The sequence below is a fragment of the Rhodopirellula sp. SH410 genome, from assembly GCF_055811895.1.
Genome location: NZ_CM147949.1, coordinates 4,871,678 through 4,893,109, shown reverse-complemented (window position 1 = coordinate 4,893,109; position 21,432 = coordinate 4,871,678). Strand labels below are relative to the sequence as shown.

The following is a 21,432-nucleotide window of genomic DNA, read 5'->3' as shown; positions in this document are numbered from 1 at the left end:
CGCGGGGCGGCGAACTCGCGGGAGCGCTGTCCAGGCGGTTTCACGAGGAAACATTGCTGTGCCGTCGCGGGACGCCGGCGAACCCGTTCTGTGGGTGAGAGACCGACGCTTTGGCAGCTACCAAGCGTGCAGTGCGTCTTCGCCCTCGACGACCAAGTAGCGGTGGTCGACTGCAGTTGCCTCGAACGTTTCAATCTTGCCGCTGCTCCAACGGATCTCGATCGAATCGATCTGCCTCTGAGCCCCCACGCCAATCGACAGCACTGGATCGTTGCTGCAGAGAAAACCGTCCCCGCCTGTCACCCAGGCTGACCATGATTGGTCGCCGCAATGCACCGTGACGACGGATCCCACGGCATCTCGTTCGCTTTGTGTACCGACCAGATCAAACTGAACCCAGTGATTGAGACCGGGTTCAACGGCTTCCGAAGCGGTGTCGTTCTGTAATAGGGCTGCGGGTGCATCGAGATGTGTCGCGACAAAATCAACTTGCCCATCGCGGTTCCAGTCGACGGTGGCGAGCGTTCGGCCGAGTGTGGGGGTGGTCCAGAAGGGATCGCCTAGCGATGCGGTATCGACGTCACGAAAGTGCCCCGGTCGACCTCGAATCACTTGCGGCGCCATCCGATAGGGGACGCCGTCGTCGCTTTGGCTATACAGACTGCCGTTTAATACGACGATGTCGAGCCAGCCATCGTGGTCGAGATCGGCAGCCTGTGTCCCCCAACCGAGTGGCGCTTTCGTGGACTCGTCGAGACCGTAGTGGAAATTCTCATTCGAGAAGAAGCCGGTGGGTTGCTGCAAAAACAGATCCGCGGCCTCGTTGGCGTAGTTCGTGATCTGAAGATCGAGCCGTCCATTGCGGTCGAAGTCACCGGCCGCAATTCCCATACTGCTCAGTGAAATCCCCTGAGGTCCATGCGCGATCCCAAATAGTTCCGCTTCCTCTACCAACCCGAAGCGGTTACCCGTCGAGCCTTCACTTTGGCTGACCCAAGCTTCGCTTTGGCTGACCCAAAATTCATTGCCGCTGGTATCGTTCGCGATGAAAAGATCGTTTCCAGCATGTCCATCAAAGTTCGCGATGATGGCGGCAAATCCGTAGCCGTCTGGTCGATCCGAATCGGCAGTGGTCCAACGTTCAAACTTCCCATCTCCCCGGTTCAGCAATATCCGGTCTTCTGCGGGGTGATATTGCTGTGGATTGCACAGCGGGAATTTCGCCGAACCGATGCACTCGGCGACCAGGGCAGCAGGGTCGTCGATGTAGTTAATCTCGACGATTTCAGGCAACCCATCTCCGGTGACGTCACCGCATGCGATCGTCGTCGTCCATTGGTTTCCCCCTGGATCGGAGCTGGCGAGCTCGGATCTCGAGAACGTTCCGTCACCATTATTGTGATACAAAACATTGGGACCGATGTTGGCGACGATGAGATCGAGGAAACCGTCTTGATCAATGTCCGCTGCCGCGACACCTTGTCCATAACCGTGATCGCCCGTCCCGGATGCCGATGTGGCATCGATAAAGGCTTGCCCGCCCCGATTGCGCCACAGACGATTGGGTAAGCTGCCTTCCGACTCCAACGCTTTCCCGCCGCCTTGGGTAAAGTACAGATCCGGCCATCCGTCTAGGTCAAAGTCGATGACGGCGATCCCATCACCAACGGTCTCCGGCATCAACAGCGACTCGCGATCTTGATCGGGGCCCGGTTGGTACTGAAATTCTAGGCCCACATCGTCAGTGACATCGATCAGTGAAAACGCTTGAGGAGTCGTCAGATCGGTGGACCCATCGAGTTCACGTTCCCGGAGCGCAGGTTTCTGGGGCGACTGTTCGGCAACATTGGGCAGCGGCCAATCGTCGACCAGGATTCCGCAGGTGGCCCACAAAGGATCCGGATGCGAGCATGAGCTTGCAATATTCGGATGGGACTGCGGAATTGCATGTGGAGATTCGCCGCGACGGGCGATTCGTTCCCAAGCGTTCGCTTCGGCATCGCGATGCAGTTCTCGGAGCAGCATCGGCATCCTTTGCATCTGCTCGTCGGTGCGATGAGGTGCGATATTGATCGATGCGATTTCATCGAGTATTTCAAAGCGTTCGAGTAGGCCAGCAGCTTCCGCATCGCGATGTCTCGCCCTCAGCGACCTCGCCATCGCTAGGAACGAAGATCGATCGGTATCGTCCAGCAGAACAGCCTCGAGAAAGCAGCGAATCGCGACGTCGTGCAGCTCGCGACGCTGGTTGAAAATTCCCAGCGCGTACCAGTATTCGGGTTGCTCAACGATGCCTTCGGGAAGAGCCCTGAGTGTCCGGTCGAAACTCGCTTGGTCTTGCATCTCGGCAGCCAACCGCAGGGAAAAAGCGGCGATGGCGGCCGAGCGTGGCTGTTCGTGCAATAGACTCTCGACCATTTTCTGGGCCGATCGAGACTCGCTTTGGTGGTGCAGCAACCTGGCCTCGGCAAGCCCCAGCGTGGGCACCACCACATCGGTGCCGTCGAAATTGGTGTGCATGAACGGATCGCTGAAGCTGATCATCCCGTAGAGTTCTTCGGGTGATGCATCGCCGAGTTCGGCGAGCTTTCGAAGATGCGGTGCCGCCTGAATTCGTCGCCCCTGATTATTGAGCAATTGAGCGATCCTCCGCTGGGCGATGGGAACGTCGGGGGCACGCTGCAATAGTTGGCGCAGCTTTGACTCCGCGTCGCGATACCTGGCTAATTGGATCAGCCAATCGGCGGCCTGGCCGAGTGCGGATAGGCCCAGCTGAGGATCGTCAGGCGGTATTGTTTCGAGCGTTTCCACTGCATTTTCGAGTTCCCCCTGGCCCGCTTTGGCTTGCGCCAGAAGGAACAGCCCGCCGCTATGGTCGGAATGAACCAGCAGGAGTGGTTTCAGGCACAACTCTGCTTCGCGGTACCGTGACTGCTCGTTCAAATTCGCTGCCCTGTCCATGACCGACTCTGCATCGATGGCCAGCGTCACGCTTGTATCCATCCGTTTCTTGGCAACGTGAGGAACCGTCACCGTCGATTCGTCGGGCTGGCATCCCGATAAAATCAGCATCGCTAGCAGCGACAGCGAGAGGATGGCACGGGCGAATCGTCTGCCCTCGGTACGAGTTCTCATACGGCATTCTTTGTCATCATCACTGGGCACCCTGCGAAATAACTGGCGACCTCCGATGCCCACGTCTGGCGTGTAGGAGCCACGAGTTGTGTTCGCATCGAGATGGCCGGGAGGTCAAGTTGTCGCCGCCGGTCATTGCGGGGCGCATCGGCATGGTAGAGAGCTGTCAAGCTCCGCGGATATCGAACCGTTTTTGCCTGGGCGATGGAGAGGCTGCGGCATTCTAGAGGCGACTTCCGTCAATGCGGAAGCGACTTGATGACGATGCCCCAACGGGGGGAATAGCAATGTGGGGTTGGTTGACGTTAAGCCCAGGTACGGGGCGTCACTCGCTCATTCAGGTAATGTGGCCGCCCGTTGCCCCCCCGGGAAACTCTACTTTCGCTCATCCGCACCATTTCGCTAAAGTCGTGCTGTGATCAGCGGTTGACGGTTGGACCTCTTCAAATTAAACGGGATGGATTTCAAGTGACACGGACAGCGCACGGACGACGATTTGGTCTTGCGCTTTCCGGCGGCGGCTTTCGTGCTGTTCTGTATCACTTGGGCGTGATTCGCTTGCTGCGCGACGCGGGCACCCTCCCACAAATCACGCATATCACCTCCGTATCCGGCGGCAGTGTGATCGGCGCCCATCTGGTACTGAATTGGGACCGGTACTGTGGTTCCGATGAAGAATTTGAGCAGGTTTCCGATGAACTACTGCGGTTCCTGCAATTGGATGTTCGCAATCGGATCGTCCGGCGATTCCCACTCGCATCGCTGCTAAATACAGGCCGACGAGCGTTGCGACGGGCGCCCCACCGGCAGTACACCCGCGCCGGCTTGTTGGAACAGCACTACGAAAAGCACTTGTATGGTGACACCGGCCTGTTCAACCTGCCCGATAGTCCTCGACTCTATATTCTGGCGACCAATTTGAGTGAGGGTTCGCTATGTGCGTTCCACCGCGATGGGTTGTTGTTGCAGCGAAGGTCGGGGCGCAACGCAGAGGTTCACTTTGAAGAGGTGCAGATGGGCATGGCCACCGTCCCGATGGCTGTGGCTGCTTCGTCCGCCTTTCCTGGCTTCTTTCCCCCGCTCGAACTTCGCGGTAGGGATGTTGGTGCGAAGGAAGGCGATTTTGACCGGCACGCTTTTACCGATGGCGGAATCTACGACAATATTGGGCTGCGGATGTTCCGCCATCTGCAGCAGTTCAGCACGCGCCGTAAAGATACCGAAGCGTTCGTCAATGTCGTTGATTCGGAATCGTTCGCGGAATCCGTCCATGCGGGCGCCCAAATGCCTGAGCATTGCCCGCAGCGTGAATTGAGTCAACGAATCCTCCACCAGGGTGGTCGCTCGTCCAACGCAACGATTGAGATGACGGGTTCTCATACGATGCAGTCGCTGTTGACGGGGCTTTCAGATGTATACCGGAATGATGAGCTGTACCGTCTCCCGGCGTTCCAGTCTCTCACCCTGGCGAACCCAGATGCCCAGGAACGGCTGAGTAGTTTCATTGCCTCCGGTGAACAGCCTGATCAATACGAACGGATTTGGTTGAACTGCGAACTGGCTACCGCCGCCCTGCAGCGGGCCACCGAATCTGTGTGCGTGAAAGTGGGCACCGACGAACTGGACGGCATCTTGGTCAGCGACGCGGGAGCGAGCTTCAAAGTCCGCTCGGACGGACGGGCCGGTGGTCTGCTCAGTACGGCGCTGCGCTCCACCGACATTTTGATGGATCGCGTCAATCAATTGGAAATGGAATCGTTTGCAGTCACGCCGGGCGTGCAATTCATTCCGATCACACGATTTATAGAACCCGCGCAAGACCCGACCGCGCCTCACCCGGAGATCCAACGCCAGGCGGCTTTGATCCGCACGGACATGGATCGATTTTCCGATTTGGAAATATCGTCGCTCGTTCAGCACGGCTACTGTGTCGCACGACAGGTACTGCGTGAGAACAACATGGCGCCGCTGGATCAGCTGCCCACCAGCGCCCCGTGGGATCCGCTGCAGAGTCGATCCAGGGCGACGAAGCATCCGCAAGTACCGCTGAGCAACAGCGGCCAGGCACTGCGAGCGGCACGCACCCTCCAGCGTTCGTCCAGCCGACGGACGATCAGCACGCTCTTCGACTTCCGAGACTGGCCGACCTATGTCTGGATTCCATTGCTCGCGGTGCTGCTGTTCACGCTGCCCTATGTCACTTATCAAAATCAGAGAACGTCGAGCCAGCAAGCCAACGTGCTCTCCGCAATTGCGGCGACGAGTCCGCTGTATGGCGACGTGTTGGCCCTCCTGCACAACGGCCCAGACAAACCGATGCCGCAGATCACGTTCAACGAGGTCAGCAAGATCGAACCCCTCAATCTCACCGGATATGAAGTCGTCTCCGATCACCGCATCTACGATTTGCGCGAATGGAAAGACGAGGCATCGCCTTCCTCAACCGCCCGGATGCATGCACGCCTGCGATTCCGGCGAACCGAGGCGGCGATCGACCGCCCTTTCCTCCGCATTCAGATGCCATCGAGCGAACCCCAGCTAAGAGCCAAGTTCCTGCCGAACTCGCGACTGCCGGTTCACTCCCGAACACAACTCGAGTCGGGGGGCTATGTTTTTGAGACTGCGCTCGATTTCAGCCAGATTCCCATCGGAGGTGAGTCGACGGTGTTGGTGAACCAGATGTTGCCGCCCAATATGGCTTCGCAGCAATACGAGTGCGCCCAATTTCGGTTCACGATCGCCGGCAACACCGGACTGGCGAGAATCTGGGTTCTACTGCCCGAGGGGCGTAAACACGAACACTTTGTTCTGAACCGCCACCCGATCGATCATCCCGAGCTCGTCGAGTTTGTCGAAGCAACCAACACGGTCGATCTGCCGACTGGCACACTCGCCACGTTCGAATTGATCAACCCCGATAGTGATTATCAATATTCCTGCCGGTGGCGTTGGAGCGACGAGGAAGCATCCGGTCTGTGACGGCGTGGACATTGATGCGTGCGGGGCCGCGACACGGACGCGTTACCTCTACAACCGGCAGTTATTGAGGGTCATCTCGAAGACGGCGGTGGCTCCGATCGCTTTGAGTTGGTCCATCACGTCGACGACTTCGCCGCGGCGAACCATCACCTGCACGCTGCACCAATCAGAGTCTTCGAGCGAGTTGATGGTTGGTGAATTGAACCCGGGGGTGACCTTTTCGGCGGCCGTCAGCACCGTGCGGGGGATGTTGTACTGGATCAGCGAGTAGTCGCGAGCGATCACCACGCCTTCGAGTCGCTGGACGAGGCTGTCGGCGATGTCACTGAGACGACAGGATTCATTTTGAGCCAAAACCGTTTCGTAGTGCCCGATTTCTTCGAGGATGCGCAGCCGGTTGGCCGCCAAGGTGCTCCCGGTTTCGACGAGGTCGACGATCGCATCGGCAACACCGAGCTGGATCATCGCTTCGACGCTGCCGGCGAGCGAGACCAGATGTGCGGTCGCGCCATGTTCGGCCAAATAGCGGCGGGTGACATTGGGGAAACTGGTCGCGACTCGTTTCCCATCGAGCTCCGCCGCTGAATTGATTTGTGTGTCATCCGGGACGCAGAAGGCGAGTCGGCAGCGTCCCACACCGAACTTCATCCTTTCCTGGACCGTCGCTCCCGATTCCTCGACGAGATCGCCACCGGTGATGCCCATGTCGATCGCGCCCTCGGCGCAGAGCGTGGGGATGTCGTCGGTGCGAAGATAGACCAGGTCGACATTCATGCCGCTAACGCGGGCGAACAGCCCACGGTTTTGGCGGCGGAACCGGAGTCCGGCCTGGGATAATAGATCGGTCGCTAAATCGCTCAAGCGTCCCTTGCTCGGAATGCCGAGTCGCAAGTGGGAGTCGGAGATCATGATTGGGTCCTCGGTTGGCCTTCATCGGTGCTACGGGAGGCCTTTTCAGCCAACCCCGAGGTGCCTTCGCGGCGGGCGAGTTCCGCGGCGACCTCGTCGAGCGAGATTCCTCGCCATGCGAGCATGACAAGCGTGTGATAGATCAGGTCGCCCGCTTCGTAGACAGCGTGACTGCGTCCTTCCTCGCCGCTTTCGCCAGCCGCTTCGATCAACTCTTCGGCTTCCTCGCGAATCTTCGCACCGATCGCCTCGGCGCCACCATCGAGCAATTTAGTCGTGTAGGAGCCTGCGGGACGCTCCGCGGCGCGGCGGATGAGGGTCGACATCAGGCGGTCGAGTGGTGCAAGCGATTCAGGCACGGGCAACGGTGTCGTTTCGAAGGGGATATCACGAAGTAGAGCTGAACGCTCGGGAGTGGCAGATATTAGTCGGGCGAGGAGATTTCGCCAACCGCCACATGCTTTCCGGTCCGCCGTTGGCAGCGGGAACAAAAAAAGGTGGACCGCTGGGCCTGAACGATTCGCTCAATCGGGCCCTCCCCGCAACGGGAGCAGATTTCACCCGCTCGATCGTAGACGCGATGCATGTTCTGATAGCCACCCGCTTTATTAAGGGCATTGCGGTACGTTCCATCGCTCAGCGTGCTGCCCTCATGGGCGATGGCGGCGTGCAGCACGTCGCCGATGGCCGCGTGTAAACGTGTCCACTGAGGACCGCTGAGCTTGGCACACCGTACGCGCGGATCGATCCCCGCGACGAAAAGTATCTCCGCGGCGTACAAATTTCCAATTCCCGCAACGGCTGTTTGATCGAGCAAGGCGACCTTGATCGCCCGTGCACTACGACCGAGTCGGTGGCGGAGATCCGCTGCCGTGATTTTCAATGCGTCGTCACCCAACCGAGCGTTCACCTGCGTTTCGTAGTCATCCGGACTCAACAGGCGGATGGTGCCGAGGCCGCGCCGGTCCCAGACCAACATTTGTGGGGCGGTCGATCGTTCGACCGCGACACCGAGCGACGGGGCCCCCGACAGACGGCCCGCAGGCAACGGGGCTTGCTCGGCCACCACGTCAACGTCATCGCGCACGTGACGGCGATCGGCGAAATCGATTTGCAATCGCAGATACTCCACACTGGGCGGATTGGCGAGCAGCACCAACCCGCTCATGCGCGGTTCGATAACGAGGCGATGTTCATTTTCGAACCGGATCATCACGCGTTTCCCACGGCGCTCAATCGCGGCGACATGCTGCCCGATCAATTTCGGGTGTATTTCGTCGATCCCGGGTTCCATCAAGCAGGGTCGGCACGCACAGGGAGGCCGGCTTACCTTGACGACCCGCATCCCAATGATCGGACGAAGACCGCGACACATCGTTTCGACTTCGGGAAGCTCCGGCATCAACGACTCTTCGCATCGGTGTCGCCCGATTCGTCGACCCGGAGCAAACCGAGCGTTTTACCTGCGGAATCCAATTCAAACTTGTAGCGATTGAGATAGCTCAGCCCTAACAGCGGTTCGGCTCTCTGGGTGATGGGTTCGAGTACAACCGCATCGACGTCCTGGGCCTCAAATTGGCCCACTCGGACACTGGCAAGGCAGACGCGACGACCACTGATTTGTTGGCCGTTGGCGAGTTGCATGCGTAGAATGGGAGCGTCATCGGGAACGATCACTTGCAGTTCTGTCGCTATGTTGGCAGGCAAGGTAATGAGCGTGGCACCGCTGTCGATGACCATCCGGATGGATTGTTGATTGACACTGACCATGGTGTAGAGCGCACCGTTGCTAGCGGCGTCCAATGCAATCGTTTCTTGAAACACCTCTTTTTCGAAATCCCGTAATCGGGTTTCAACGGCGCGGATGATCTGTGCGGCATCCATGTCCTTGGGGACGGAGAAATTGGCGTGCATCACCCCCATCGCAATCTGGATCTGGCGATCTTGCAGATGAGTGTCGATGGTTTGCTGCAATGCGTCGAACCGTTTCCGGACTTGGAATACCGATTCAGCGTACTTTTGCTCAGCAGTATTGAGTTGCGATTGTGCCGCCTGCACGACTTTTTCATGCTCGACGCTTTGTTTGCGGAGTTGCCCGATCTGCGTGCGGGTTGCATTGATCAACGCAACCAGCCGGTTGTTCTTGCCGACGTCCAGTCCCGCGACGCGAGCGAGCTGCAGGTTGAGCTCACCGTCCTGGTGCCGGAGTTGATCGATTTCCTGTTCGAATGCAGCTAATTTCGCCTGATACTCAGCAAACGCATTCTGTTGCAGTCTCAGTTCCCGGCGACTGCGGGCGATCGTGCTGAGCAATCGCGACAATTCAGCCGCGTCAGTGCTCTGCAGTGAAGTGCCGCTCCGCCGCAAACCAGCGGTCAGGAGCACACGATCGGCCTTTTCGACGACGGCATCGGAGTACGTGACGGCCGGCAGGTCGGCGACCTGAGAATTCGCCCCCGAACCGGGGCCTTCATCCGCCCACGCGTTCCAGGGCGATAGAATGGATGCCGCGACGAGCACGACCGCGGGCTGACGAAGAATGCGACAAACGCCTCGGTGAATGGCCCGAAAAGCGATCATTGGGGGAACTGGCGACATATCAATCCGTCCAAGGTTATTCAACGAGTGCCTTCTATTGTAAACTAACAAGCCGTTCGAAGCTTCATCGTTGCACCCCCCGTTATTAGGTACAATCATCTTTCATGGATGCCTCCAGAATGAAACCGGTTCCCATGACGTGCCCAACTTGTGGACGAAAGTTTCTGTCCGACGAGACGCCGACACCTCCATTTTGCACCTCCCGCTGCCAACTCATTGATCTCGGCCGCTGGTTTAACGAAGAGATTGGGGTGCCTTTCGAAGGCGACGCGGAGGGCACACCTGTCGAATATCGCGATCAACCGCGCGAACCCGACATGGATTGAACCGGTCCAGATCGTGGAACGCCGCACCCGGTTCGGCCCGCCGTTTTGTTTCCCGCCGAAGTCGTCACGCCACTCGTTTTAACCCGCAAAAGTGACCCATTCGAGCCTCGGGCCGAAGCCGGTATGGAACACTTGCGTGGTATAAAATGATTGGAAGTACACGCCGCGATCCAAATCGCGGTTTCGGGTCGGCGATCGATAGATGGCTCTTGCCGCCCGCTGCGGACTGGTTCACAATAAGCCGTCTTTAGATTTGTCACAGCAGCCTTTTCCAGCACACGGGTGTGGGAAAGGTTTCTTTTTTGGTTTCTGCGAAATTTCAGGATGACAGGCATGGTTGAATCCGTCCCCATGACCCGCGAGGGATATAACAAAATCAAAGCGGAAATCCACCGTCTCGAGAACGTGGAAATGCCGCTCGTGACCGAGAAAATCGCCGAAGCACGCGAGGAAGGCGACCTGAAAGAGAATGCCGAGTATCACGCTCAGCGTGAAAATCAGGGCATGCTGATGGCCAAAATCAATGAGCTCAGAGACAAGGTGGCACGCGCCTCGATTATCGATCTGTCGAAACTGCCCAAGGACGAAGTCGTTTTCGGGTGCACCGTCACGGTGGAAGATGTCGCCTACGGTGACGAAGAGCAGTTCACGCTCGTCGGGGCCGGAGATGAAGATTACGACGCCGGAAAAATTTTGGTAACCAGCCCCTTCGGTCAAGGTCTCTTGGGCAAGAAGGTCGGCGAAGAGGCGGAGATCGATGTTCCGGCCGGTAAGATCAAATTCAAGATTCTGAAAATCTCATTTGACCTGTAGGCGAGTCGACCTGTGGACGTCCCCGGCGCCAGGCGGTGGAGTCCACGTTCTGGCGAACGTGGCGACGAGATCTTTATCTGCAGTCAGTTAGCAACGCGTGATCAATAACTGGCGTAGTGGATCTTGTTAAGACGGAACCGACATTAGGTGGCTTTGCTGCGGGCGACTTTTTTTGGTGGTGCAAAATTTTTTAGCTGGGGCCTCTCTGGAGGCCCTGGTTTGACTGTCGAGGAGTCGCAGGCTCTACATGAACCGTCGTCCTAGTCGCCTATTGCCCCTGTTTTTCCTAGTTAATGGCCAATTGGAGCGAATTCTTTCGCTGGCGGCGCATTGCCACCGCTCGAAGCAGATTCCAACCGGCCAGCTTCAGTAGGATCGAAAGCTTCACCGCATTGTGGCCGCGAACGCGGAGCCGACCCAAGCCCATCATTCGCTTGAGGCAACCGTTGGTCCCTTCGATACCCGACCGCCAACGGTACCTATCGCGGAACTCGTCGCTCTGCTCGTGGCGACGACGCGCGTCGGCTCGAACCGCACTGCCGGTAAATTGAATGCGGCCGGTCGGCTGCTCGGTGTCCCGATTGCGTTGAACGCGGCAGTGTGCAAGCAGCGGGCAGTGCTGGCACTTCTCGGGATCCATCTGTGCGAAAGTGTAGTCGCCTTTGGCGTTGTAGTTGGTCGACTCGGGAGCGTGACCAGCCGGGCAAGACTCCAGTTCACCGGCGCAGTTGAGCTTGAATTGGTCGTAGCCGATTTCATCAGCATCGTACTTCTTCGAGCCTGGCACCGGAGCGACCAATTCGACGCCTTCTTGCTTAGCCGACTCGACGTTGGCGTCGCCACCGTAAGCGGTATCAGCCAGCAGTTCGTCTGGCATGACATCCCGCTTTTTCAAGTCCTCCAACACCGGCGAGACCGCATCGGCGTCGTTGTCCGCAGCGGTTTCGACTTTGGCCGAAGTAATCAAGTTCGGCTCGCCGTCTTCGTTGAACGTCTCGGCGATTTGAACCTGGTATCCGGCTCCTTTGTGACCGCTGTAGGTCGCGTCGGGATCCGACGGATTGACGATCACATGGCCGCCGGTTTTCTTGCGAACTTCGACGAATTCTTCCCGAAGTTCGCACTGCTGGTTAAAGATCGTTTGCAGTTGTTTGAAGGAGTCCCAGTCGCAGATCGGTTTGGTTTCGGTTAATTCATTGAGGATTAAGCAGAGGTCTTCGGCGGCTTGCTGCAACGCAATTTTCCGCTGTTCGGTAGTGCGTGCGTCGCCAAAGATTCGGCTGTCGGATTGCTTGCGGTAGCGGGCCAAAAGCTCGTCGTCAAATCGGTCGATCAGCCTAGCCGAACCAGACTGAGCGTCGTGCTTTTCGACTTTCTTGAAGAACCGCCGCAGGGCCACGCCGATCATTTGGGCGCGTCCCAGGGTGGCCATGTCGCTGAGCACATGGGTGGAATCGAGACGCTGTTTTTTGACTTTGACTTCCATGCTTTGCAGCAGGGTGTCGGTAACGCCTGCGAAGATCTCCTCACTGATCTTCTCGTTGCTTTGCATTCGAGCGATGTAGCGTTCAATGGTTCGCTGAGTGACTTCGGTGCTTGGCTCCAAGTTCAGTGCGTACTGGATGTCGGTTCGGAACAGCAGTGCTTCGTGGGCCTGGGGGACAGTCCAACCTTGAAAGTCACGGATCCAGAGGAGCGCGATGATCGCGTGCAACTCAAAGGTTGGTCGTCCTTGATCGTCACTGAGATGCTCACCGACGAGGCCGATGGGCATCTGCTCCAAGAGCACGTCGCGAAGGAGGCCCTGCCATCCGTTGTCAATCATCTTTCGCCCCATGGGGCCGATGACGCCCTCGAACGGGTCGAAAAGTCTTTGCTGCGTAGGTAGTTCGATGGTTTTCACTGACTAACCGACCACTCGAAGAAAAAAGCTAAATCCAGACAGCAAAAGGTAACGCATCTCGCCCACGAAAGAAGCCGGTAGCATGAGACTTTTGTCGGGCGCGTCTTAACAAGATCCACTACGCCAGTTATTGATCCCGCGTTGCCTAGAGCACCCGTCCGTTTCATGCAGCCCCCCGATCGCCGTCCACGGCTGCCAACGATCGGCATTGCCGCGTTGATGGTGATGGTTGGAATGACAACCATGCCCATTGTTGGAGTGGACGCCGAATCGCCGGCTTGGACCGGATTTCAAAATGGTGGTCAGCGTCTGGCAACCCGTACGGAATTGCCGCTTCACTGGACACCAGAAACCAACATCGCCTGGACGGCCAAAATTCCCGGCTATGGTCAATCCGCACCGATTGTCGCCCATGGTCAAATCGTGGTTACCTCGACCAGCGGTGAAAACAAGGATCACTACCATTTGTGTTCCTACGCGATCGAATCGGGAGAACCGACATGGCAAGTCGATTTGAGAAATCCATCACCCTTCAAAAACTCCACGATGGTCAGCCGCGCTGCGCCAACAGCGATTGCAACTCGCGACGGATTCATCGCGTTTTTTGAGGGCGGATTGCTCGTCTCCGTATCATCGAAGGGTGCCCAGCAGTGGGAGAAAAATTTGGTCGAGGAGTTCGGCGAAATCGAAGCACGCCACGGCTTGGCGGCATCGGTAGAGCAAGACGCCAGACACATCTTCGTATGGGTTGAGCGTAGTGAAGATCCGTATGTGTTGGCATTGGATAAACGCAATGGCGACGTGGTCTGGAAAGTGCCGGGGCTGGGAACCACCTCGTGGGCCTCACCGCGTTTGATCAGCGTTGATCAGGCTCCGCAGTTGGTGTGCAGCGGAAGCGGAAAAATTGCCGGTCTCGACCCTTCCACCGGAGATCGTTTGTGGGAGTTTGCCGACATTGCCAACAACAGTTCGTGCACACCGATGCCAGCGGGTGAAAACCAGTTTCTGATCGGTGCGTCAGATGGCCGAGGGGAAGCATCGGGTGGATCCGGGGCAGCGTCGAACGGTTTGATCAAAGTTACGAAACAGGACGATGGAAGCTTCCAGGCAGCATTCAAATGGCAGGCCCAAAAAGCAACTTCAACTTTCGGCAGTCCTGTCGTGGCTGGCAACACCGCAGCGATCGTCAATCGCACGGGAGTGCTCTATCGCATCGATTTGGAATCGGGAGAGCGAGTCGCGATGGATCGCGTTAGCGCTGGCGGCATTTGGGCCACACCAATCGTCAATGGTGATGTCATCTACATCTTCGGCCACAAGGGAACGACTTCTGTCATTTCGCTGGCCGATGGAAAAGAGATTGCCACAAACCGCTGCTGGGCGGACGTCGGTGACGACACGTCCACCGGCCGCACCGAAGGTGGCGGCGCCAAGGTTCTATACGCCGCCGCTGTTGCATCCCCCTACCTCATTCTACGCAGTGGCGATGAACTGTTTGCCATCAAAGAATAAATCACTCTAAACCAAAACCCTCGAGAGAACTACAAATGAAGAATCCAACTGCACGCCTCTTGCTCGTCGCTGGCATTGTCTCCAACTTGGCAGCGACGAGTCCGCTGACCGCCCAGGAAGCAAGCGTCCCCACCGCCGGATCGCACGCGTCCGCCCTCTCTCCCGCAGATCGCGCCGCTGCGATGATGCTCGCCGGACACAACTCACGCGCCGTATGGGAGAACTTCCCTGGCTTTACCGCTGATCTCGGCGTGGTCACCGACAACGCGTCGCATGCCACAAAACTCAAGGTGGAGAGCGACTTTGAATACACTTATCGCCTACCCGCCGATGCCGACGAACCTTGGGTGGACTCCAAACTACGCTCTGTGATTTCGCACCGTCGTCCCGATGACGCGCCCACCTATGACGTGGTATTTCTGGACGACAACCAGCCTAGTCCAATCGGCCGATTGATCGGTCACCGAGACGGCTCGGGCGAATTTCGAATTCAGGATGGTGTGATCCGCGAAGTGCATCGAAAATCCAAATCCGCATGGATGGAAATCACCAACGTCGAGCAATTTGAAACTGACAACGGCCAATTCCTACCTGAGACGACCTCAGTAACCTTTCGCGATCCTGCCACAGGCAACTTGAAATCCAACGGCAGCAACCGCTTCACATGGACGAAGGTCGGTGATTTCTACTTGCCCGAAAGCACATTCACGGTCCACGTCGGTGCCGACGGTGCACGAGAAATTCGGGAACTTCATTTCAGCAATCACCAATTGCTGCCCGCGGAATAGTGTGGTCACTCGCTTCGTGATGACCTACCGCGAGGTAGGTCACCACGCGGTTGCTCTTCCGACTCGTTGCTACCCGGTTGGCGCCGCGGGAGCGAATCCGAACCAACGATTCCAATGCAGCCCGAAGTCGATGCGACGCAGAGCGACGTCGAGGATCAGCAGGAAAGCGGTGGCGGTGAGTAACCAGGGCCATAGTGGGGTAGGGCGGTTGGCGACGGCGTCGGTGGAATCGAATAGCTCAGCGGCACTCGGGTTGTACTGGCCACCGGAGACTTCGGCGATCTGTTTCAAGAGCGTTTCGTCGGTCGGCCGGATGCGCAACTCGTCACTGTAACCCCGCATCACCCCGCGTGACTGTCGATACACGGTTTGACCATTTTGTTTGACATTGATCTCCATGTGATAGGAACCGGGCACCGGCAAATCAAAGTCGCCTGCGTAGCGGCCCGGCGCCGATTGGGCGACCGTCATCGTTTGTCGTTTGAGCTGGGGATCGATCACGGTCAGTTCGACTTCGGCGGCATTGAGAAACTGGCCGACTTCGTTGGCCGCATCGATGTCAACGTGAATGCGGTCAGCGTCACGGACCGTGTGAACTTCGATACCACGAGTATCGCTCTTGCGCATGACCTGCCGGATCACCTGTGTCCAAAACTTGCCGTATCCCGGCCACGTCATCCACTCAGCGGCCCAGCGAGATTTCGCATCGGATGTGAATGCGGCGGTCATGCCTAACCCATATCGCCACCACGCCAACAGCGGGTCTCCTTTTTCGGTCGCCAAAATCACTTCGCTGGTGGGCTTGGGACGCGTCATCACATATCCCAGCAGAAACGGAGCGGATTCCATGTCCAGATCCGCGAGCGCGTGGGTCGCCCGGATGACCACGGGGAGGAACGGCTGCTCATCGATCGCCGACTTACTCGCCGTGACGGTTTCCTTGGCAAAGATCTGTGGCACTTGAGCCGGGTCATCGGTGAAGTAGTAACGCCCCTTGCCGGTGCGGGCGATCTGTTCGAGCAGCTCGGTATCGGCGCCGCCGCCGGCGGCTACGGTCGACACGGTGATTTTCAGCGATGCCATCTGCTGGGCCATGCCTTCGAAATCGCCGGGAGTGGACACGCCATCGGTCAGCAGGATCACGTGTTTGAGTTTCGCCGAGGTTGCTTGCAGCATGTCAAACGACATCTCCATCGCAGGATACATGTTCGTTCCCCCTCCAGCATCGATCCGAGCGATCTCGTCACTGATCTTCAGCGAATTGCTGGCCGGTTGCATGTCGCTGATCACGAACGTTTCACCATCGAAGGCGAGCACGGCGACTTTATCTCGCCGGCCCAACAATTCGACGGCAGCGCGGGCGGCGGATTTAGCCATCTCGATAGGATCGCCTTGCATCGACCCCGATTTGTCGATGACCAAAACCATCGCGAGCGACGGTTTCTCTTTTTCTTTTTCAAAGTCGCTGCGTACGGGCAGGACATCCTCGAGAGCGCTTTTGTAGTAGCCGCCCAATCCGAACGACTGCTCACCCCCGAGCATGATCAATCCGCCGCCCAATTCCTGAACCCAGGTCCGGGCGATCTGCATCTGCGTTTGCGATAGCGCCGTCGCAGGGACATTGGATAACATCAAGCACTCGTAGTTCTGCAGGTCAGCCAACGATTCCGGCATTCCCTGGGGAGGCCGGACATCGACCATAATCCCTTCATCTTCGAGTGCGTAAGCCAGTTCACGGATCAGGTTTGGATCGCTTTCGATAATCAGCACCCGTGGTTTGCCCGCTGAATAGACCAGACCGATATCGGAGTTGTTGTCAAGCAAAGTGTCTTGCTCCACTCCCGTGACACGTACCGTGAAAGCGGCCAAGCGGTCTCGCTCGATCGATTGTTGAAACTGAAATCGATTCTCGCCCTTCGTGAACTTTTTCGTTTCACTGATCACCTTGTGGTCGCCTCGGTAAACCTCAACGAGCCCCTCGTCGTCATGATTGGACTGGACAACGACACCGACATTGAATGGCTCCCCCTCTCGAACCTCCGCGGGAACATCGACCGCAGCAACCTGAATTTCGGGCTCGCTCATCGATGGAAGCGCCACGGTCGTGATCGGAACGCGACTCTGCGAGGCTGCGCCGACAGCATCGCCCGCAGTTTGATTCCCATCTGTGACGAGCACAATTTGCGGGACATATCCAGGTGGGATGTAGCCGGCCGCCGCTTCGATCGCAGCGGCCAAGTTTGTTCCGTCCCGCTGCTGATTCTGCTCGTTTTCATCCGCGTCTTGTCCACCTCTGCTGTCATCATCGCTGCGGTCGCCCGCATCTCGCGGCTTTGGAATCGATGCCACGTCGCTGAGGGAGTGGATGGGACCGGTCGACGATGCGAACGAAAGCATGGCGAGTTCATTGCCACCTTTGCTCGTGACAGCTTGCCGGACAAAATCATCGAGTTGCTTCTTCGCGTCGTCATCGATGCTCAAACTATCGTCCGTCAAAAGAACGACAAACTGCTCTCGTGTGTCGCGTAATAACGTCAAGCCCGCCAACGCGGCGATCAACAAAGTGGCAATGATCATGCGTACCAACAGTGACACGATCCGCTGGCGATGTGGAAAGTCCGAGAGGGACCGACGAAAATAGGCAACAATCACCGCCAAGATGGGAATCAGGGCGAGTAAGAACCACGGTCGTGTCCATTCCAACGGGATCATGGCGCTATCCGATCAGCCGGCGTTGATACAAAAACCATTCCACCACAAACAACAAAAGGGCCAACGCAGCGCAGTAGAACCAAATTGGGCGGGTGAACCACAGTGCCGCAGCGGAAGATTGCCGGTCGGCCTGCGCCGCGGCAACGGGCCGCAAATCCGATTCGGCTGCGTTGGCCAAGTTGACTGCGATCTTCTTTTCAGCGGCGTTCCCCTCAACCGCCCAGATCCCGACTTCTGTCAAAGGTCCCACTTGATCGCCGGCGACCGCCGAGCGTTCTCCCGACGGTGAGACGAGTGTCCGCTTCTCATCGGCATCCAACTTGATCGTGGCCACACCTGCGGTCGCGATGGCCTGCTCCAGCTCACCGGATTGGTCCGCGAACCACGCCAACGCGTTGGTGATCAGGATAGGGAACGCGGTACGGAATGCCAAATCGCTCTGTTCCAAGTTCACGCTGAGTACGAGTGCCTTGCCCGAATCACGATCGAGCGAAGCGTAAATTGGTTCGCCGCTCACGGTGGCTGCGAGCGCATCGACAGCCCCCATAAATTGGAGCTGGCGTGCTTCGGGCACGAGCACGTTATCCAAACGAATGTAGGTCATCAGTGGCGATGATTCGTCCTGCTCGGTAACGATTGGATTGGCAATCCGTTCGCCCACGTCCCACAAATCACTATTCGCTTCCGGATCAATCATCAAAAAATCATTCGCTGGCATTTTCTCGGGGACGAGTCTGTGCAGCACCACGATCGTGTCAGCAGGCCACCTGTCCGGCAGCTCGTCCGTGACGACGACGCTCACCAGCGGGTTGGCTTCGAAGACTTTTTGCAAAAACAGGTTGCCAGGCGAGACAATCAGTACATTCTGCAGCGCGCGTGGTGGCACGATCGCCCAGGCCGTATTGTCAGTCTGCAAGAAGTCAGCCTGTTCCAACTGCGTTAATGTCGCCGTGAGCTCGCCGCCTTCGAGCGACGTCTTCTCAATTGTGCGTGACCACGATTGTTCCGGCTCGAGTTCCAAGGGCAGCACGTCGATCGGGACGCCGTCGAGTTCCAACTCCAGTCGGCCGAGGGCGGGCTCTTCCGACGCGTTCTTCACTTCGACGAGCACCTCGTATCCGACCGGATCGACAAAACTGCGTCGGGCCTGCAACTGCGTGATGCCGAGGTTGATCGCAGGCGTGCCCACGATGCGTTGATCAATGTCGGGCGGTAGTTCCTGACCACCGTCGCTGATCACGACAATCTGTCCGTTGGGATGATCGCCGATGAGTTGTTGCCCGAGCGCGAGAGCTGAATCCAACGACGACGGTGCATCGGTGCAGTGAATCGAATCGATGGCACGCCGTAGTGTGGGGGCATGATTGGCCATTCCCGTGACGACCTTCGGCACGCTCCCGGCCGAGACGATCGCGACTTGATCGTGATCGCGAACGCCATCGATGATGCGATGCGCCTCGGCAATCGCTGAATCGAATCGCGTGGGTTCGACATCGCTCGCCCGCATGCTCGCTGAGGCATCGACAACGATGACCATTCGGCGTGCCCGCGCGGCTTGCCAGGCAAAAAACGGGTCGGCAATCGCGAGCACGAGCAGTGTGAGCAAAACCAACTGCGCCAACAGTGAAAGCCAGTGCCGCAAATTTTGCCACAACGATCGCGGCGGCTTCTCGTCGTAGACCTGTTGCCAAAACATGTTGGTCGAAACCGGAACCCGCCGCAGTCGGACCTTCAGGATGTACAGCCCAATAATCGGCACAGCCAAAGCGGCCAAGGTCAAGGCGATGGGTGCGGCAAACGACATTGTGTTTATTCTCCCGTCGCCGAAGCACGCATCATGCTCAGCACCAGTTTGTCAAACGGCACCGTCGATGGTGACTGCGTGCATCCCAAGCCATAGTTGGAACAGTAATCACGTACCGACTGCTGGTGCGTCTGAAACAGTTTCTTATAGGTTCGTAGATGCTTTTCAGTGACCGTGACCATGCGGACCGAATCGGTTTCGACGTCCACCAACTCGGCATCACCCAACAGTTGCGGGTCGGCTTCCTTCGGGTCATGTAATTGCAGCACATGAGCGTCAAATCGCCGAGACCGCAGTAGATCCAATCCGGGTTGAAACCCGTGGGGGTCAAAGAAATCGCTGATCACGACCGCCATTCCCGACCGGGCGCCGCGATGAACCAGGCCCTGCACGGCGCGCGACAGATTCGTATCGTGCCCCACGGTCGACAGCGACTCCAAAAACCGCATCAAAGCCAAAATACGTGCCTTGCCACGCGTCACTGGAAATTCTTGCACAATCCCGTCGGCGTAGGCGAGCACCGCGATGCGATCGAGGTCCGCCAGTGCAATGTAGGCCAGCGCGGCCGTCAGGTGCCGTGCCAAATCAAACTTTGCCGGATCCCCCACTGCCATGCTCGGAGAACAATCGAGCATCAAATAAACATGCAGATCCTGTTCTTCCTGAAAACGCTTGAGCAGCAGGTCACCATGACGAGCGTAAATATTCCAGTCCAGGTAGCGTAGGTCATCGCCAGGCGTGTATTCACGGTGATCGGAAAACTCAATCCCCGAGCCCATCTGTGTCGTCCGACGTTGGGCCAAGAGCGTGCCTCGAAAGACACGCTTGGACATGATGGAAAGGTATTCCAATCGCGTCAGGAAATCAGGTGGGAAGAGCACGCTCACGCCACCGCCAGTGCATCTTCGTTAACGTCGGCAATGATCTTACTGACCACATCGTCAGCACTGATCCCCTCAGCTTGACCTTCAAAGTTCAGAATCAATCGATGCCGCAATACGGGAGTCGCCATCTCACGTAAATCCTCGCGAGCGACATGATAGCGGTTGTCGAGAATCGCTCGAATTTTTGCGCCCAGGATCAATGATTGCAGACCACGTGGTGATGCCCCGTAGCGAACGTATTTCTTAGTCGACTCCGCTGCCAATTCGTGGTCAGGATGCGTCGCGACCACCATCGCTATGCCATACCGCCGTACGTCCGAAGCGATCGGAATCAGCCGAGACAAAGCTGACATTTCCAAAATACGTTCTCCCGTCATGACCGCTTGGGCTTGCGTTTGAAGCGACTCGGTCGTCCGATCCAAGATCGACTCGAGATCACTGACGCTGGGATATTTGACCAGCAGTTTGCAAAAGAATCGATCCAACTGGGCTTCGGGCAGCGGATAGGTGCCTTCCATCTCGAGTGGGTTCTGCGTCGCCATGACAAAGAATGGCTCGGCTAATCGATGAGTGGTTCCCGCGACGGTGACGCTGTGTTCTTGCATCGCCTCGAGCAGCGCCGACTGGGTCTTCGGCGTCGCACGGTTGATCTCGTCAGCCAACAGCACATTGGCAAACAAGGGCCCGCGTTGGAACTCGAATCCCTTGCGGCCGTCCGCCGATTCGACAATCACTTGCGTGCCGATCAAATCGGCGGGCATCAAATCGGGTGTGAACTGGATGCGGTGAAAGTCCAGGTGCAGGGCGTCGGCCAATGTACGAACGGTCAGTGTTTTGCCGAGCCCAGGCACCCCTTCGAGCAACACGTGACCACCGGCAATGAGCGAAATCAACATGTCATCGAGGATCTCGTTCTGTCCAACGATCACCTTGGATATCTCAGATTTCAGCAAGTGAAAGTCGCGACGGAAGTCGTCGAGTTGCTGTTTCAGTTGATCGTCGATGTTCATCGATGGTTCTCGCGGAGTGGGGGAGGTCAGCTCGATTCTATCGGGAATCGTGACATGCT

At 57.6% G+C, this 21,432-nt stretch carries 15 protein-coding genes; 5 read left to right on the top strand and 10 right to left on the bottom strand.

All coding sequences use genetic code 11. The features are described 5' to 3' along the window. Nucleotides 1-117: 117 nt before the first annotated feature. Entirely contained in the window at nt 118-3,135 is a 3,018-nt protein-coding gene (locus tag SH410x_RS17870) for an FG-GAP-like repeat-containing protein (protein WP_473669490.1), read from the bottom strand. A gap of 468 nt (nt 3,136-3,603) precedes the next feature. On the opposite strand from SH410x_RS17870, the gene SH410x_RS17865 reads away from it, so the two are divergent. After that, nucleotides 3,604-6,114: a patatin-like phospholipase family protein gene (locus SH410x_RS17865; protein ID WP_473669488.1), complete on the top strand. Its 2,511-nt coding sequence runs from the start codon at nt 3,604-3,606 to the stop codon at nt 6,112-6,114. A 48-nt stretch (nt 6,115-6,162) separates the two neighbouring features. Here the strand turns inward: SH410x_RS17865 and hisG are convergent, their stop codons facing one another. The 4 genes from hisG to SH410x_RS17845 all read right to left on the bottom strand — a co-directional run bounded on the left by hisG (nt 6,163) and on the right by SH410x_RS17845 (nt 9,621). After that, nucleotides 6,163-7,023 carry an ATP phosphoribosyltransferase gene (hisG, locus tag SH410x_RS17860; RefSeq protein ID WP_473669486.1) on the bottom strand — a complete coding sequence of 287 codons (861 nt, stop codon included), beginning with the start codon at nt 7,021-7,023 and terminating at the stop codon, nt 6,163-6,165. Next, on the bottom strand, nt 7,020-7,349 hold the full coding sequence (gene hisE / locus SH410x_RS17855; RefSeq protein ID WP_473669484.1) for a phosphoribosyl-ATP diphosphatase: 330 nt from the start codon (nt 7,347-7,349) through the stop codon (nt 7,020-7,022). Before hisE ends, hisG begins: the two co-directional genes overlap by 4 nt. Before the next feature lie 98 nt (nt 7,350-7,447). Next, on the bottom strand, nt 7,448-8,425 hold the full coding sequence (locus tag SH410x_RS17850; protein ID WP_473669482.1) for an Fpg/Nei family DNA glycosylase: 978 nt from the start codon (nt 8,423-8,425) through the stop codon (nt 7,448-7,450). Then, the gene (locus tag SH410x_RS17845) at nt 8,425-9,621 is read right to left on the bottom strand and encodes a TIGR02281 family clan AA aspartic protease (RefSeq protein ID WP_473669480.1); all 1,197 of its coding nucleotides are present in this window, start codon (nt 9,619-9,621) and stop codon (nt 8,425-8,427) included. The genes SH410x_RS17850 and SH410x_RS17845 overlap by 1 nt, the downstream gene beginning before the upstream one ends. A 104-nt stretch (nt 9,622-9,725) precedes the next feature. Between SH410x_RS17845 and yacG the strand changes: the two genes are divergently transcribed. Both yacG and greA read left to right on the top strand, forming a co-directional pair. After that, complete coding sequence (gene yacG / locus SH410x_RS17840; RefSeq protein ID WP_473669478.1) at nt 9,726-9,947, top strand: DNA gyrase inhibitor YacG; 222 nt, start codon at nt 9,726-9,728, stop codon at nt 9,945-9,947. Nucleotides 9,948-10,280: 333 nt separating this feature from the next. After that, a complete protein-coding gene (gene greA, locus SH410x_RS17835; protein ID WP_473669476.1) occupies nt 10,281-10,760 on the top strand; it encodes a transcription elongation factor GreA in 480 nt (159 codons plus the stop codon). Between the two features lie 286 nt (nt 10,761-11,046). Here the strand turns inward: greA and SH410x_RS17830 are convergent, their stop codons facing one another. Further along, entirely contained in the window at nt 11,047-12,663 is a 1,617-nt protein-coding gene (locus SH410x_RS17830; RefSeq protein ID WP_473668332.1) for a transposase, read from the bottom strand. A 141-nt stretch (nt 12,664-12,804) separates the two neighbouring features. Between SH410x_RS17830 and SH410x_RS17825 the strand changes: the two genes are divergently transcribed. Both SH410x_RS17825 and SH410x_RS17820 read left to right on the top strand, forming a co-directional pair. Continuing rightward, nucleotides 12,805-14,175: an outer membrane protein assembly factor BamB family protein gene (locus SH410x_RS17825; RefSeq protein WP_473669474.1), complete on the top strand. Its 1,371-nt coding sequence runs from the start codon at nt 12,805-12,807 to the stop codon at nt 14,173-14,175. Between the two features lie 35 nt (nt 14,176-14,210). After that, nucleotides 14,211-14,963, top strand: a complete 753-nt coding sequence (locus SH410x_RS17820; protein WP_473669472.1) for a DUF3386 family protein — start codon at nt 14,211-14,213, stop codon at nt 14,961-14,963. A 69-nt stretch (nt 14,964-15,032) separates the two neighbouring features. Here the strand turns inward: SH410x_RS17820 and SH410x_RS17815 are convergent, their stop codons facing one another. The 4 genes from SH410x_RS17815 to SH410x_RS17800 are packed head-to-tail and all read right to left on the bottom strand — an operon-like array spanning nt 15,033 to nt 21,373. After that, nucleotides 15,033-17,675 carry a VWA domain-containing protein gene (locus SH410x_RS17815; RefSeq protein WP_473669470.1) on the bottom strand — a complete coding sequence of 881 codons (2,643 nt, stop codon included), beginning with the start codon at nt 17,673-17,675 and terminating at the stop codon, nt 15,033-15,035. Between the two features lie 4 nt (nt 17,676-17,679). Continuing rightward, nucleotides 17,680-19,479, bottom strand: coding sequence for a vWA domain-containing protein (locus SH410x_RS17810; RefSeq protein ID WP_473669468.1), 1,800 nt, complete (start codon nt 19,477-19,479; stop codon nt 17,680-17,682). A 5-nt stretch (nt 19,480-19,484) separates the two neighbouring features. Next, a complete protein-coding gene (locus tag SH410x_RS17805; RefSeq protein ID WP_473669466.1) occupies nt 19,485-20,312 on the bottom strand; it encodes a DUF58 domain-containing protein in 828 nt (275 codons plus the stop codon). Between the two features lie 50 nt (nt 20,313-20,362). After that, nucleotides 20,363-21,373, bottom strand: coding sequence for an AAA family ATPase (locus SH410x_RS17800; protein WP_473669464.1), 1,011 nt, complete (start codon nt 21,371-21,373; stop codon nt 20,363-20,365). Between the last annotated feature and the right edge of the window lie 59 nt (nt 21,374-21,432).

Excerpts from the sequence above, each read along its gene's own strand:
- SH410x_RS17850 (WP_473669482.1), bottom strand. The coding sequence starts at position 8,425 with ATGCCGGAGCTTCCCGAAGTCGAAACGATGTGTCGCGGTCTTCGTCCG.
- SH410x_RS17800 (WP_473669464.1), bottom strand. The coding sequence starts at position 21,373 with ATGAACATCGACGATCAACTGAAACAGCAACTCGACGACTTCCGTCGC.
- hisE (WP_473669484.1), bottom strand. The coding sequence starts at position 7,349 with ATGTCGACCCTCATCCGCCGCGCCGCGGAGCGTCCCGCAGGCTCCTAC.
- SH410x_RS17815 (WP_473669470.1), bottom strand. The coding sequence starts at position 17,675 with ATGATCCCGTTGGAATGGACACGACCGTGGTTCTTACTCGCCCTGATT.
- hisG (WP_473669486.1), bottom strand. The coding sequence starts at position 7,023 with ATGATCTCCGACTCCCACTTGCGACTCGGCATTCCGAGCAAGGGACGC.
- SH410x_RS17810 (WP_473669468.1), bottom strand. The coding sequence starts at position 19,479 with ATGTCGTTTGCCGCACCCATCGCCTTGACCTTGGCCGCTTTGGCTGTG.
- yacG (WP_473669478.1), top strand. The coding sequence starts at position 9,726 with ATGGATGCCTCCAGAATGAAACCGGTTCCCATGACGTGCCCAACTTGT.
- SH410x_RS17870 (WP_473669490.1), bottom strand. The coding sequence starts at position 3,135 with ATGAGAACTCGTACCGAGGGCAGACGATTCGCCCGTGCCATCCTCTCG.
- SH410x_RS17805 (WP_473669466.1), bottom strand. The coding sequence starts at position 20,312 with ATGTCCAAGCGTGTCTTTCGAGGCACGCTCTTGGCCCAACGTCGGACG.
- greA (WP_473669476.1), top strand. The coding sequence starts at position 10,281 with ATGGTTGAATCCGTCCCCATGACCCGCGAGGGATATAACAAAATCAAA.
- SH410x_RS17820 (WP_473669472.1), top strand. The coding sequence starts at position 14,211 with ATGAAGAATCCAACTGCACGCCTCTTGCTCGTCGCTGGCATTGTCTCC.
- SH410x_RS17845 (WP_473669480.1), bottom strand. The coding sequence starts at position 9,621 with ATGTCGCCAGTTCCCCCAATGATCGCTTTTCGGGCCATTCACCGAGGC.